Raw genomic sequence first — 14524 nt, forward strand, 5'->3', positions numbered from 1 at the left:
GCGAAGCCCTTCTACAATTTCTAGAAGGGCTTCGCTTTTGCTTATTTAACAGCAGTAACATGAGAAACTACTTTTATCTCATCTTTTTCAACAATAGCAGTTAATTCTTTAATCTCTGGCTGCTCTAAGATAAAATCCGCTATTTTATCTTCAAGCTGTTCTTGGATGACACGGCGGAGCGGGCGTGCGCCGAAAGCTGGATGGTATCCAAGCCGTGCAAGTTTTTCTTTTGCCTCAGTCGTCACCGTTAGTTCAATCTTTTGTTCCGTAAGCGTTTCTTGTAATTCATTAATCATTAAGTCGACAATAAAAAGGATATGCTCTTTGCCGAGTGAATTAAACTCGATGATACTGTCGAAGCGATTTAAGAATTCAGGTTTAAAGAAACTGCCAAGTGAGTCAAGGATACTTGCTTCTTCTATCGCCTCGTTTGTACCGAATCCAACATGAACGGTCTTGTGGCCCACGCCAGCATTGCTTGTCATAATGATTACGGAATCTTTAAAGCTGACAATTCTACCTTGACTATCTGTCAGGCGTCCATCCTCAAGAATTTGCAGGAATAGATGTTGAACGTCTGGATGTGCCTTTTCAATTTCATCTAATAGAATAATGCTGTATGGGTTTCTGCGCACTTTTTCTGTTAACTGTCCTGCTTCTTCATGACCTACATAGCCAGGGGGTGAGCCAATCAATTTAGAGATACTGTGTTTTTCCATGTATTCGCTCATATCTAGGCGGATCATTGAATCCTTAGAGCCAAATAGTTCTTCGGCAAGTGTTTTCGTTAATTCTGTTTTACCAACTCCGGTTGGTCCGACAAATAAGAAAGAACCGATTGGACGATGTTTTGATTTTAAGCCGGCACGACTGCGTCTAATCGCTTTAGCTACTTTTTTTGCAGCTTTTTCCTGACCTATAACCTTAAATTTTAGATTTTCCTCTAAAGATTTCATTTTTAACTGTTCATCTTGTTGTAGCTTTCCAACTGGAATACCTGTTTTTTCTTCAATAATTTCCTGTATATGTGATACATCCACAATGGGTCTCTCTATACTTGAAACTTTATTTAATGCCTTTTCCAATTTGGCTTCTTCATCGCGAAGAGCAGCTGCCTTTTCATAATTCTCGCTTTTCAGTGCCTCTTCTTTTTCACCAACAATATTTTTTAAGCGCTGTTCAATTTGTTCATTGTTTTGATAATCTGAAATAAGGTTTAATTTTGAACCCGCCTCATCCAGCAAATCAATGGCTTTGTCAGGCAAGAAGCGGTCTTGAATATAGCGATGTGACAATTGCACACAGGCAAGAATTGCTTGATCAGAATAGGTCACTTGGTGATAATCTTCATATTTCTTTTGTATCCCTTTTAATATATCAATTGCAGCTTCTGGTGTTGGTTCAATAACATGAACGGGCTGGAAGCGTCGTTCTAAAGCGGAATCTTTTTCGATTTGTCGATACTCTTTTAGTGTTGTTGCACCAACAACTTGAAGCTCACCGCGTGCCAGGGCAGGCTTTAAGATATTTCCTGCATCCATAGAGCCTTCAGCAGAACCAGCACCGACTAGTAGGTGAATTTCATCGATGAAAAGAATAATATTTTTCCTCTCTTGTAACTCTGAAATGAGGTGTTTCATTCTCTCTTCAAATTGACCGCGGATTCCTGTATTGGCAACAAGGGACGCAACGTCCAGCAAGTAAACCTCTTTGTTACGTAACTTGCCGGGAACATCTCCTTCTGCAATCTTCTGTGCCAGACCCTCAGCAATCGCCGTTTTTCCGACCCCTGGTTCACCAATTAGGACGGGATTATTTTTATTACGTCTATTTAGTATTTCGATAACGCGCTGTACTTCTCCATCACGACCAATAACAGGATCAATTAAGCCTGCTTTACCCATTTGAGTTAAATTTCGTCCAAATTGATCTATAAAACCGCTATGTCCGCTTTTTCTACCAGTTTGTGTAACAGGGCGACTGCTGTCATCCTTACCAGGGTTTGCATTAGACATGAAAAAGTCTTCAAATGGGAAACTTGGGAAAAGGTTCATATTTTGACCTAGCCCGGCTCCTAGGGATTGCTTTTCTTTTGAATAACATTCGTGACAGAGTTTAATTTCCTTACGCTGTCCATTAATAATCATGTTTAATTGTATATTTGCATTATTTTCATTACATTGTTGACAAAGCATAAGTAAATACCCTCCTATTAAAAAATTTATTATAATGTTTGACTTTGACTATATTTGACCTTATGACGATAGTATACTCTGACCTTTTTTGACTTTCAAGTGATTTGTTTTGGTAATGGTTTCTAATTAAAGGAAAAAAGCTCGTCTTTGTTTGTCCTTATCATCATATATTGATGATAAGGAGGAGATGATGTGAAAAGGGAATGGACGCAAGCATTTCAAATAGCTGCAGTCTATGTAGGGACTGTGGTAGGAGCTGGCTTCGCCACCGGGAAGGAAATCGTTGAATTTTTTTCACGATTTGGTTTCTTTGGCTTAATAAGTATAATAATGAGCGGTTATCTCTTTATAGCGCTGGGTTCTAAACTAATGAGAATGGCTGCACATATAAATGCAAAATCCTATCAAGAGTTTAATGAGTATTTGTTTGGCAAATGGCCAAGTCGTGTCATTAATATCTTTATGCTTTTTATGCTTCTAGGAGTTAGTGCCGTTATGCTTTCAGGGGCTGGGGCAGTGTTTGAGGAACAGTTAGGTTTACCGAAAACAGCCGGCGTTTTCCTGACCATTTTTTTATCCTTTTTAGTTATGTTAGTTGGAACAAAAGGTCTATTTGCTGTTAATACGTTTGTTGTTCCTCTAATGATAACTTTCAGCCTTATCTTAATGCTCTTTTCAGTGCAAATGCCCCACTTTATAGATCAATTACTATTTATCCCACATGCGGATGATGGCTGGAAGAGTGTCATCGCCCCATTTTCGTATGTGGCATTAAATCTTGGTCTATCTCAAGCAGTTTTAGTGCCAATTGCTACAGAAGTGAAGGATGATTGGACGATTAAATGGGGAGGTATTCTTGGAGGTTCTGCTTTAACTATCATCTTAATTGCCAGTCATTTTTCCTTAATCATGCTCCCTAGTTTAGAAATATATAACATCCCAATGGCCATTGTCATGAAAAATTTAGCTCCTTTTTTATTTTGGATTTTTGTTCTCGTTATTTATGGAGAAATTTTCACCTCAGTGATTGGAAATGTCTTTGGACTCGATCGACAGTTGAAACAATATTCGTCTATACCGACAATGCTATCTGTAACGCTCATTTTTGTTGTTTCTTATCTGATCAGTCTTGTAAATTATGGGACGCTGCTCTCCTATTTATATCCTTTGTTTGGGTATATTTGCATGATTTTTTTTATTTTACTTTGGATAAAACCATTACCAACAAGTATCAGAAAATAACAAAAGCAGTTGTTCGGGAGAGCAACTGCTTTTTAATGTAAAGGTAAGATAATAAACATCATCAAGTCAAAAATGATATGAGAAACAATCACCAAAGGCATGCTCTTTTTCCATAGATACAGATATCCCCAAACTACACCAGAAATAAAGGCCGCAAGAACTAACAAAAATGAGCCAGCATAAATATGGACGGAAGCATACAGGATTGAAGCTGCCAAAATACTGAACCCTGGCTTAAACTTTTTGCTCAATCTTTTTTGGATAAAACCCCTCCAGAAAAGTTCTTCTCCTGGGGCTGCAACTAATACAAGGGCAAGATATTGCCAAAATATTGTTGGAGCAAACCATTTATATAGGTTCTTAAGACTTGTATCATAGGGTAGATGCAGTATCTTCATTCCACGGATCCCAAGCCAAAAGATACTATATAATAATAAACCGGTTAGTACCCCAAGAAAAATATATTGAATAAAGGATACGTTATCATCCACTTCTTCTTGAAACATAGCATAAGCGATTAAGATTAGAATCGAACCAGCAAAAATATACCAAAAGATCGCTTTATCATGAAATGAAAAAAATAAGAGTAAATGTGCAATAATTAAGCCAATCAGTATGCGTGGGTCTTGGAAGAATTTTTTCATTACGCGATCTCCTTTTTAGAAAACATAAAATATATTTTATCAAATAAGTTTTTCGAATGGAAATCATTACATCTCGAATTTTACTGTTTCGTTAGGTTAGAACATAAAGAATAGAAAAAAATAAAAAAGGAAGGGAGTGAAAGAAATGAGCAAATCAAAAAGTGAACAAGAACGAGAATGGACTGTCCGGAAGCAAGATCAAAATCCACATGGAAAAGTAAAAACAAAAAAGCAATTGGCTAATGAAGCAGGAAAGGGCCAATAACTAAGGTCAAAAAAGAAAAGGCAGCCATAACGAGGCCTGCCTTTTCTAGTATTCTATTATTTTAATAAGCGCTTTCTTTTATAACTTTATAGTTTTTGTGATTGACAACAGTTCGCTGATCCAATTCTAAATCACGATAATTATCCATAACAGTTAGGTCGACAATGACAGAATTTTCATTTACCTTTTCAACAATCCCTTTCAAACCACCACGGAATTCTATGATATTTCCAACTTCTGCTTTTCTCATAATGTCTCTCTCCTTTACCTCAAAAACTATAAATAAAATCCAGTTAAATAACAGTTTGCACTACTTTTTTCGTTTCGTAAAGCCTTTTATTTGACAATTATGTTAATTCTTTATTAACAATATAATTATATGAGAAAAAAGGCAACAAAAGAATAGGAAACGCTTTCAATTATAGTGAAAAAATTAATAATGTTGGATTAAGGTTATGTGGTTACGTTAATATAAATCCAGGTAAAGGTGGTGTTGGGAATGACGGAAGAAATGATTACAGATATCTTGGATCGCCTCATGACAGGGGAACTTTCTGAGTATTATGTCACAAACGATCAGTTTATGGAATTTCGTCAGGTATTGGTGAAAAGAAAAGATTTTAAGCATTTCCGCGGGATCGGGCAAAGGGGCGGCGATGTTTTGTATCAATATCTAAAAGAAGCAAGGAGTTAATTTAATTTTTCAAGGGGCTCTCAGAAAAATTCATGATAGTTTTTGAGAGTTTTTGACAGTTTTGTGACAATTCAATATAAAATAGACTTTTCAGTTGTTCGAATAAGTCGAAAATGGTATTATTCATTACATGTTTGTTTTCTTTTTGGAAAAAATAGCTGAAAAGAAATGATTTTTTCTCTTTAGTTAATTAACGATTTAGTTGACTAAATGATGAGAAATGTTTATTTTTAATGAAGCAAGTTTGAATTTTATATAAATATTAAAGGAGTATGATTAGCATGTCAGAAAAGCAATTTAAAATAATCGCAGAAACAGGAATCCACGCTAGACCCGCAACTTTATTAGTTCAAACAGCAAGCAGATTTGATTCTGAGATTCATTTAGAATATAAAGGTAAAAAAGTTAACTTAAAATCAATTATGGGCGTTATGTCTCTAGGTGTTGGCCAAGGAGCTGATATTACCATTTCAGCAGAAGGAAACGATGCAAACGATGCATTAAATAGCCTTGAAGAGACATTGAAAAAAGAAGGATTGGCAGAATAATGACTTTTTTACAGGGGATAGCCGCATCAAATGGTATCGCTATTGCAAAAGCATACCGTCTTGTTGAACCAGATTTATCATTTGAAACAAAAACAATTGATGATGCTGCGGCAGAGGTTGACCGTTTCCGCAAGGCAATAGAGAAATCTAAAACAGAACTCGAAGCAATTCGTGACCGTGCCAAAGTAGACCTTGGAGCTGATAAAGCAGCGATTTTTGAAGCACATCTACTCGTGTTAAGTGACCCTGAATTAAATTCACCAATTGAAGATAAAATTCAGTCTGATAAAGTAAATGCTGAATCTGCATTAAAGGAAACAGCAGATATGTTCATTATGATGTTTGAACAGATGGATAATGAATATATGAAAGAACGTGCTGCAGATATTCGTGATGTAACAAAGCGTGTATTAGCTCATCTATTAGGTGTGCAGCTAGTAAATCCAAGTATGATTGCTGAAGAAGTGATTATTGTAGCGGAAGACTTAACGCCTTCCGACACAGCACAATTAAACAGACAATTTGTCTTAGGATTCACAACAAATATTGGTGGTCGTACCTCACATTCTGCCATTATGGCTCGATCAATGGAAATTCCAGCGGTAGTTGGAACAAAGTCAGCGACAGAGGAAATCAATAATGGAGATCTTGTCATTGTTGATGGACTAAAGGGTGAGGTACATATTAACCCAACACCTGAGCTGGTTGAACAGTACCGTATAATTCATGAAGAATACGAAATTCAAAAAGCCGAATGGGCCAAGCTTGTCAATGAACCAACTGTAACAAATGATGATCATCATGTTGAATTAGTAGCCAACATCGGAACTCCGAAGGATTTAAAAGGAGTTATTGAAAACGGCGGTGAGGGTGTAGGTCTATATCGGACTGAATTCCTTTATATGGGAAGAGATCAACTACCAACAGAAGAAGAACAGTTTGAATCCTATAAGGCTGTATTAGAGGGTTTAAATGGTAAGCCAGTTGTTGTTCGTACTCTTGATATCGGTGGAGATAAGGAACTTCCTTATTTGGATCTTCCAAAGGAAATGAATCCATTTTTGGGCTTCCGGGCTATTCGCTTATGTTTAGAAGAGCAAGACATCTTCAGAACCCAGCTCAGAGCACTGTTACGGGCTAGCAACTATGGAAACTTAAAAATCATGTTCCCAATGATTGCAACTCTAGATGAGTTCCGTGCTGCCAAAACGATTCTTGAAGAAGAAAAGCAAAAACTTCTTGCAGAAGGCCAAAAAGTTGCCGAAGGTATTGAACTTGGTATTATGGTCGAAATTCCGTCTACGGCTATCTTAGCGGATCAATTTGCAAAAGAAGTAGATTTCTTTAGTATCGGTACAAATGATTTAATTCAATATACTATGGCTGCTGATCGGATGAATCAGCGTGTTTCTTACTTGTACCAGCCATATAGCCCATCCATTTTACGATTAGTAAAAATGGTTATTGATGCAGCACATGCACAAGGAAAATGGACAGGTATGTGTGGGGAAATGGCAGGAGATGAAACAGCCATTCCAGTTCTTATCGGACTTGGACTTGATGAATTTTCAATGAGTGCGACATCAATCTTAAAAGCTCGCTCGCAAATCAAGAATTTGAAAAAATCTGATATGGAAAAGCTTGCTCAAGAAGTTTTAAATATGCAAACAACTGATCAGGTTATCGAAGCAGTTAATGCTGCGACAAAGTAATTATATGAAACAGAAAGACCGGCTAATAATTAGCCGGTTTTTTTGTGAGTGTATTTTTTTGATTTTTCATATTATTTATCTTTTTTATTATCGATTTTTGAGTATAATAAAAAGTAATACCTAATACCTATTTTCAAACAGTTCTTATGGATGATTAATAGACAAAATTAGGCAAGATATTAGGTGATGATTGTACATAATATAGTAGTAATGGTGGAGGCGAAAGGAAATATGGAACAAAAACCTGTACATTATGATGGAAGTTCACAACTAGGTCAGGCAACAAATGAGGCATTGGTTAATGAACCATTCCAGATGACTGATGAAATGAGAAGTAATATTGGTCGTAACCCTTACTCCCTTGAAACAAATGAATAAATGATGGAAGAAAAAGGATTTGTCTTCGGGCAAATCCTTTTTGATTATTTTTTTGTCTTTTAACTGATAATAATATTGTTTTTATTTAAATGAAAGGTGGAGCATGAATGGTACGTGTATTGTATATAACGGCACATCCTCACAATGAAACACAGTCCTATAGTATGGCTGTAGGTAAGGCTTTTATTGATAGCTATAAACAAGTTAATTCCGGTGATGAGGTTATTCATCTAGATCTATATAAAGAAAATATACCTCATATTGATGCAGATGTTTTTAGCGGATGGGGGAAACTCCGTTCCGGTCAAGGTTTTGGTGAACTAACAGGAGAGGAAAAGCAAAAAGTCAGCCGTCTTAACGAGTTAAGTGAGCAGTTTGTGAGTGCCGATAAATATGTATTTGTCACGCCTCTATGGAATTTCTCATTTCCACCTATTATGAAGGCTTATCTTGATTCAGTAGCAGTAGCAGGAAAGACTTTTAAATATACCGAAAAGGGTCCTATAGGTTTGTTGACGGATAAAAAAGCCCTGCATATACAAGCCCGAGGTGGGTTTTACTCAGAGGGTCCTGCAGCTGAGATGGAAATGGGACACCGGTATATTAGTGTGATGATGAGTTTCTTTGGTGTTCCTTCCCTTGAGGGGCTGTTTGTAGAAGGTCATAATGCCATGCCTGACAAAGCACAAGAAATTAAAGAAAATGCAATTGCAAGAGCAAAAGATTTGGCACACACCTTTTAAAAGTATCTCTAGTTTGTTGAAAAGAGGCAGAAGAAATCTGTCTCTTTTTTTATGAACTTTTACCAAGTATTCCCTCGATATATCCTGTATACTAGTAGTAGATTTAGATTTATGAAGGAGGAATCGAACACGATGGAGTTGAATTTAACAGGTAAAACAGCTTTGGTTGTTGCTTCGAGCCAGGGCCTAGGGTTTGCAATAGCTGAACGTTTAATAAAAGAGGGAGCAAATGTTATGATTTCTGGCCGTGAAGAGGAAAAGCTGAGACAGAAAGCAAGTCAGCTTGAATCTATTGGTTTGGGAAAAGTAGCCTACCAAAAAACTGACATAATGAATGTAAAGGATATTGATCAGTTGGTAAAAGTAACTGTAGATACATTTCAAAGTATTGATTTGTTAGTGAACAATGCTGGAGGTCCTCCTGCAGGTTCATTTGAGGAATTAACAGATGAAGAATGGCAGAATTCCTTTGAATTGAATTTATTATCATATGTTCGAATGATTCGTGCAGCATTGCCCTATTTAAAACAACAAGGCGGGAAAATTCTTAACATCGCCTCTAGTTCAATTAAAGAACCGATTCCAGGATTAATTCTTTCAAACACTTTTCGAACTGGTATTGTTGGACTTTCAAAGACACTAGCATCGGAGTTAGCTCCCTATAATATTTTAATTAATACGATTGCGCCTGGTCGAATTGCAACGGACCGCGTTAATCATTTAGATCAAGTAAACGCAGATAAATTAGGAGTTGACAGGGAAACAGTTGCATTAAAGGCTAAAGAAGGAATTCCTTTAAAAAGATACGGAACTCCTGAGGAATTTGCAAATGTTGCAGCGTTCCTGTTATCTGATGCTAATTCCTATATGACAGGCAGTTCATTTTTAGTAGATGGAGGGATGATCAAAGCAATCTAAAACAAAGTTTTTTCCTATATTAACCTTTCTTTACGTTTATTACCGATGTATTTTGGCTATGGTAAAAATATTAAGGGAGTGTTATTACATGCTGAAAAATATTCGATTAATGACTGTTTTGCTCTTGGTTCTATGTGGGTCCATTCTATTAAGTGGCTGTGGTTTACTTTTTTCCAATGAATTAATTGTCAATCGTTATGCAGATGCTTTGTTGACAAAAAACAATGAATTACAGTTCCGATTTCGAATTAACAATGAAATCTTATCTGGGCAGCAATTATATAAGGTAAAAGTGACTATTCATGATGATAAACTAGCAGCCGCAATTGGGAAAAGAGAAATAGTTTACGGCGAAGATCAAGTGTTAAACGGTGAATATTTAGAAGTAAAAGGAAAAAGCGGAAAATATATTTTTATGGACCCGCTTCCTCTGAAAGAAGATTTACATATTCATGAACTTAAAAACATGATAGAAAAGGATAATGCGGTTTCGATTGAAGTATTTAATAATCAAGAAGTATTCGGCCGTGCCTATCTAACAAACTTTTCATCAGAGTTGTAAATTATGATTATGTTGGGATGAAAAAGGACAAAATAAAAATGTGCATAATATTGGAGATGGAGCACAAAGGCTGGAGCGATTGGGACGCTCCGGTTTTTTTTTGCCAAATTTTTTTTGTATAATGCTAAAATTAAAAAGATAATAAACATGAGAGGGATGATGATGTTGCTTACACCAGAAAATACGGTGATTGGGTTTATTGGTACTGGGGTTATGGGAAAAAGTATGGCAGGGCATTTATTAAAGGCGGGATACTCCTTAGTTGTGTATTCAAGGACAAAGGAAAAAGCTCAAGAACTATTAGATCAAGGTGCAGAGTGGGCTGCAACACCCAAAGTGGTGGCTGAAAATGCATCGGTAACATTTACAATGGTCGGGTATCCAAACGATGTGGAGGAAATATACCTTGGTGGAGATGGTTTAATCAATAATGGAAATCCAGGTAGTTACTTTATCGATATGACAACCTCCTCCCCTTCACTTGCGCTTAGAATTTATGAGGAAGCAAAGAAAAAAGGGATTCAGGCTATAGATGCACCAGTATCTGGTGGAGATGTAGGAGCAAAAGAGGCTAAGCTCTCAATTATGGTTGGGGGTGAAAAGGAGGCTTTTGATGAGGTGCGGCCTATTTTAGAATTAATGGGAACGAACGTAGTCTATCAAGGTAAACCAGGTGCGGGACAGCATACAAAAATGTGCAATCAAATTGCCATTGCTTCAAATATGATCGGTGTCTGTGAAGCGATTATTTATGCTGAAAAAGCTGGCCTGGACCCTGAAAATGTTCTTAAAAGTATAACCACGGGGGCTGCTGGCAGCTGGTCGTTGAGTAATCTTGCTCCAAGAATGTTAGCAGGAAATTTTGAACCTGGTTTTTACATAAAGCATTTTATAAAGGATATGAAAATTGCGATAGATGAAGCAGAACGAATGGAGATGGAAGTACCAGGTCTTTCCTTAGCAAAGTCTTTATATGATCAATTAGCAGAAAGAGGAGAAGAAAATAGCGGCACCCAAGCGCTATATAAATATTGGAAGTGATAATTGGATTGAATAAATTCCTCCTATCTATTTGAAACTATGAGAGAAATCTTGATATAGGAGGAATTGTATCATGGCTAAAAGGACGAAAAAGAACGACGCTAAACAAAAAAATAAAAAGGGATTTGATTCTGCAGTTGCCAACGAAGAATTCGCCACTGAAATAGGTTCAGCAGCGGCAAATCAAGCACATAAAGAAAAAGCAAAAAAAGAAAAAGCACCTAAAAATAATGGGAAATACAAAGGGCAGTAATACTAACATCTTAAGACCCCCACATTCAATGTGAGGGTCTTAAATTTTCCCTATTTCAAGTCTTTCAAGAATGGTTCTAGCCGGTTTAGGCCGAGTTCTAATAATTCCATGGAACATGCAAACGATAAACGGAAATAGCCCTCTCCATATTCTGAAAAAGCGCTACCTGGAACAACAGCCACTTTTGTTTCTTGAACAAGCTTAAGGCAGAAATCAAAGCTGTTTAATCCAATGGTTTTATGGATTTTTATAAAGAAATAAAAAGCACCATCTGGCTTAATTACATCTAGTCCCATAGCAGATAAACGCTTGTAGACATATTCTCTTCTTTTTAAATATTCTTCTTTCATAACAAGCGCATCATCAATACCTGTTGTTAATGCCGCATAGGCTGCCTTCTGTGCAATGGAAGTGGCACAAGAAATATTATATTGATGAACCTTTAAAATATGTTTTGCAATGCTATCAGGGGCAAATAAAAAGCCGATTCTCCAGCCTGTCATTGAATGGGATTTTGATAAACCATTAATGAGGATGGTTTGTTCCTTTAGAAAGGCGGCAATTGACTTATGTGGCTGATCATAGGTAAGCTCGCTGTATATTTCGTCTGCCAGGATAAAAATATTTTTATTCTTAAGATAATCTGCTATTTCTTTTAATTCTGATTCTGAGAGACTCACTCCCGTTGGGTTAGAAGGGTATGGAAGTACAATACAGCGGGTTTTCTCAGTAATAAAGGGTTTAATCATTTCTAGAGTAAACCGAAACTGATTTTGTCGAATATCGACATGGACTGCGGCAGCTCCCATCATATTAATAATTGGTTCATAGCCAGGGTAAATCGGCCCCGGTAGAAGAACTTCAGAACCTTCTGTTAAAATAGTCCGAAATGCAATATCTATTGCCTCGCTTGCCCCTGCAGTAACGATAACCTCTGATTCAGGTTTATAATCCAAGCCATATTTAGTTTTAACGAAATTACAAGCAGCTTCCCTTAATTCTAATGTTCCTGCATTATGGGTATATGAAGTGAAGTTTTGCTTAATCGCATCAATACCGGCTGCTTTCACATGTTCTGGTGTAGGAAAATCAGGCTGCCCAATCGTAAAGGAAATTAAGTCATCGACATCGGCTACCATATTGAAAAACTTTCTAATTCCGGAGATTTCGATATTTTTTACACGTTCATTGATTAAATGCTCCAACATTGTCCATCCTTCCGAGTGAGGCTTAATTTCAGTTATTATGTATAAAATGATTATAGACTATTTTCGGGTGAAGATTCTACCAAACAGGAATGAAAAAAACGATCTGAGCTCTCAGACCGTTTTTGGGGGAGGGGAGTTTATAACAAATTAAAGTGTTTTAGTATCCATAGTCCCAGTCAATTTCGTCTTCGTGCCAAAATACAGGGGACACAAAACCGAAATTAACTAATTTATTTTCGAGTTTGCAATTACATTGTTCGCACCCACATTGATCTTTAATCTCTTCATAAATAGAGTGATCAACATCTTCAATAAATGTAACCTTTTGTTCCTGAAAAAGAATCGCAGTACCTTTCATTGGTTAAGCACCTCTTTGAATAGATTTATCTTATAACTGTATTGTAAATCTGCTGTGAATACGCGTCTATAATTTAGTGATATTGTTCACAAAATCATCACGAAGCTGTTTGCGAAAAAGGACAGATTCACAAAATAAAAAAGCCAGGGGACCTGGCTTCAAGAGTATCGTTCGCCTAATTTTTTGAAGATAGGCTTTTGATAGGTTTTGTTCTTTTTATTTTTCGGTGGCATTTGCTCGTTTTCGGAGATACCTGTATAAAGTTGAAGTAATGCTTTTGCTGAATTAAGGGAAAGTGTTGCTTTTGGATTTCTTACTCGTTCGTCTAATTTCCCAAAATGGGGTAGATTAAGAAAGTCAGTTTTCGTTGGAGGCATATGGAATGTGTACCTTCCACATTCAACTAGCACGTCGGATTGCTGTTGACTATTTCGCGGATTTTCAGAAAAATGGAGACCCACTTTTTTCGCTTTACCTTCGTCAATTAATTTCTTTAGTGTTTCCTGTTTTAATTTGTACAATAATTTGGGATTGGGTGCTGTTTTGGCATGGCGATTCACAATAAAGATAGCTTGTGCGAGGTTATCAATGGTTAGATTTAGATTGATTAGGGGGCCTTTCTGATCACGATTCAAAATATGTTCTCCTTTCAGTTATATAAAACATTTATATTATACCTTTTTTATTAAGAAAAGGGAATATAACGTTAATTTTATTGTAAAATATAAACAATCGAATGTACAAACATTATTGTAAAATATAAGAAATTTTTCTAATTGCAAAAAACTCCTAATCTTAAATTGAGAAGGAGTTTTTCTTTGCTTACTTTTCGGGTCTAAGCGTAAAGATTGTTAACTCAGGTTTTGACAAAAAACGAAAGGGGAGACGAGTGGTTCCAATCCCTCTATTTACATAAAGTGATAGGTGAGAATCATCACCAACTGAATAAAGACCCTCTGGGTATAATTGGCCAAAAGGAGGAGTCACAAGTGCTCCTAAAAATGGGATTTTAATCTGTCCCCCATGACTATGGCCACTGAGCTGCCAATAGATCGGATATTGTGCTGCTGTTTCTGCAAGATCAGGGGCATGCGATAATAATATATTAAAAGTATTGTTAGGTACATTTTTTAAAGCTAATGGCAGATTGGGATTCCCTAACATCGCATCATCAATTCCCAGCAAATAGATGATGCTCCCATCACTCATTTTAATGGGAGCTGACTCATTTAAAAGTACGCTGAAATCAGAGTTCACCATTATATTTCTGTATATATCAGAACCATATCCGCCATGATCATGATTTCCAAAAATGCAGTACTTACCAAGTGGAGCATGTAAACTCTTTAAAATCGGCATCAACTTATTAATTTCGGTATATTGATTGGGCTCGTCCATTAAATCTCCCGTAAACAAAATAATATCCGGTTGAAGACTATTAATTTTCTTTACTAATTTAGTAAATTGGTGAAGATTATATTGAAAACCTAAATGAGTATCACTAAATTGAACTAGTTTTATTCCATCAAAGCTCTTTGGGATTAGTGGATGAATTATTTGAAGTTCTTGTATATCAAGTAATGAAGGCTCAATTCGATTGGCATATAGAAATCCACCCGAACTTAATCCAAGAAGGGTAAGGACTGAGCCAAATGATCGTCTTAAAAACGTTCTCCTCGTCTGTTTTTTAGCCATTTTTTCTACCAGCCTATCTTTTATTTACCTAAAAAAGTAGAGTCTTTCTGTATTTTCATTAAAAACGA

At 36.5% G+C, this 14524-nt stretch carries 18 protein-coding genes; 11 read left to right on the forward strand and 7 right to left on the reverse strand.

The window, feature by feature from the left end; translation table 11 throughout:
• Positions 1 to 41: 41 nt before the first annotated feature.
• Entirely contained in the window at positions 42 to 2195 is a 2154-nt protein-coding gene (locus FS608_RS07825; RefSeq protein WP_144548714.1) for an ATP-dependent Clp protease ATP-binding subunit, read from the reverse strand.
• 192 nt (positions 2196 to 2387) lie between these two features.
• On the opposite strand from FS608_RS07825, the gene FS608_RS07830 reads away from it, so the two are divergent.
• Entirely contained in the window at positions 2388 to 3437 is a 1050-nt protein-coding gene (locus FS608_RS07830; protein WP_144548715.1) for a YkvI family membrane protein, read from the forward strand.
• A gap of 32 nt (positions 3438 to 3469) precedes the next feature.
• On the opposite strand, the gene FS608_RS07835 is transcribed toward FS608_RS07830, so the two are convergent.
• Positions 3470 to 4081: a CPBP family intramembrane glutamic endopeptidase gene (locus FS608_RS07835; RefSeq protein WP_144548716.1), complete on the reverse strand. Its 612-nt coding sequence runs from the start codon at positions 4079 to 4081 to the stop codon at positions 3470 to 3472.
• A 145-nt stretch (positions 4082 to 4226) separates the two neighbouring features.
• On the opposite strand from FS608_RS07835, the gene FS608_RS30730 reads away from it, so the two are divergent.
• Positions 4227 to 4346 carry a DUF6254 family protein gene (locus tag FS608_RS30730; protein WP_222127323.1) on the forward strand — a complete coding sequence of 40 codons (120 nt, stop codon included), beginning with the start codon at positions 4227 to 4229 and terminating at the stop codon, positions 4344 to 4346.
• A gap of 61 nt (positions 4347 to 4407) precedes the next feature.
• Here the strand turns inward: FS608_RS30730 and FS608_RS07840 are convergent, their stop codons facing one another.
• Positions 4408 to 4596, reverse strand: coding sequence for a YkvS family protein (locus FS608_RS07840; protein ID WP_026566278.1), 189 nt, complete (start codon positions 4594 to 4596; stop codon positions 4408 to 4410).
• 249 nt (positions 4597 to 4845) lie between these two features.
• Here FS608_RS07840 and FS608_RS07845 point away from each other — a divergent pair, with 249 nt between their 5' ends.
• The 9 genes from FS608_RS07845 to FS608_RS07880 all read left to right on the forward strand — a co-directional run bounded on the left by FS608_RS07845 (position 4846) and on the right by FS608_RS07880 (position 11195).
• Entirely contained in the window at positions 4846 to 5040 is a 195-nt protein-coding gene (locus FS608_RS07845; protein WP_144548717.1) for a hypothetical protein, read from the forward strand.
• A gap of 281 nt (positions 5041 to 5321) precedes the next feature.
• Positions 5322 to 5588, forward strand: coding sequence for a phosphocarrier protein HPr (locus tag FS608_RS07850; RefSeq protein WP_144548718.1), 267 nt, complete (start codon positions 5322 to 5324; stop codon positions 5586 to 5588).
• Positions 5588 to 7300 (forward strand): phosphoenolpyruvate--protein phosphotransferase, encoded by a 1713-nt coding sequence (gene ptsP, locus FS608_RS07855; protein WP_144548719.1) that lies wholly within the window; start codon positions 5588 to 5590, stop codon positions 7298 to 7300. Before FS608_RS07850 ends, ptsP begins: the two co-directional genes overlap by 1 nt.
• A gap of 231 nt (positions 7301 to 7531) precedes the next feature.
• Positions 7532 to 7678 (forward strand): hypothetical protein, encoded by a 147-nt coding sequence (locus FS608_RS30135; RefSeq protein WP_186328651.1) that lies wholly within the window; start codon positions 7532 to 7534, stop codon positions 7676 to 7678.
• Positions 7679 to 7785: 107 nt separating this feature from the next.
• Positions 7786 to 8421: an FMN-dependent NADH-azoreductase gene (locus FS608_RS07860; RefSeq protein WP_144548720.1), complete on the forward strand. Its 636-nt coding sequence runs from the start codon at positions 7786 to 7788 to the stop codon at positions 8419 to 8421.
• Between the two features lie 132 nt (positions 8422 to 8553).
• Positions 8554 to 9339 (forward strand): SDR family oxidoreductase, encoded by a 786-nt coding sequence (locus FS608_RS07865; RefSeq protein ID WP_144548721.1) that lies wholly within the window; start codon positions 8554 to 8556, stop codon positions 9337 to 9339.
• Positions 9340 to 9427: 88 nt separating this feature from the next.
• The gene (locus tag FS608_RS07870; protein ID WP_144548722.1) at positions 9428 to 9901 is read left to right on the forward strand and encodes a hypothetical protein; all 474 of its coding nucleotides are present in this window, start codon (positions 9428 to 9430) and stop codon (positions 9899 to 9901) included.
• A 165-nt stretch (positions 9902 to 10066) separates the two neighbouring features.
• Positions 10067 to 10942, forward strand: coding sequence for an NAD(P)-dependent oxidoreductase (locus tag FS608_RS07875; RefSeq protein WP_144549385.1), 876 nt, complete (start codon positions 10067 to 10069; stop codon positions 10940 to 10942).
• A 73-nt stretch (positions 10943 to 11015) separates the two neighbouring features.
• Positions 11016 to 11195 (forward strand): hypothetical protein, encoded by a 180-nt coding sequence (locus tag FS608_RS07880; protein WP_144548723.1) that lies wholly within the window; start codon positions 11016 to 11018, stop codon positions 11193 to 11195.
• A gap of 50 nt (positions 11196 to 11245) precedes the next feature.
• Here FS608_RS07880 and FS608_RS07885 read toward each other — a convergent pair whose 3' ends face one another.
• From FS608_RS07885 to FS608_RS07900, 4 genes are all read right to left on the reverse strand, one after another.
• Complete coding sequence (locus FS608_RS07885) at positions 11246 to 12400, reverse strand: aminotransferase A (protein ID WP_144549387.1); 1155 nt, start codon at positions 12398 to 12400, stop codon at positions 11246 to 11248.
• Positions 12401 to 12560: 160 nt separating this feature from the next.
• The gene (locus FS608_RS07890) at positions 12561 to 12761 is read right to left on the reverse strand and encodes a hypothetical protein (protein ID WP_144548724.1); all 201 of its coding nucleotides are present in this window, start codon (positions 12759 to 12761) and stop codon (positions 12561 to 12563) included.
• 158 nt (positions 12762 to 12919) lie between these two features.
• A complete protein-coding gene (locus FS608_RS07895) occupies positions 12920 to 13396 on the reverse strand; it encodes a YkyB family protein (RefSeq protein WP_144548725.1) in 477 nt (158 codons plus the stop codon).
• Positions 13397 to 13583: 187 nt separating this feature from the next.
• On the reverse strand, positions 13584 to 14456 hold the full coding sequence (locus tag FS608_RS07900; RefSeq protein ID WP_144548726.1) for a metallophosphoesterase: 873 nt from the start codon (positions 14454 to 14456) through the stop codon (positions 13584 to 13586).
• Positions 14457 to 14524: the final 68 nt, after the last annotated feature.

This window comes from Bacillus sp. X1(2014) (genome assembly GCF_007678255.1).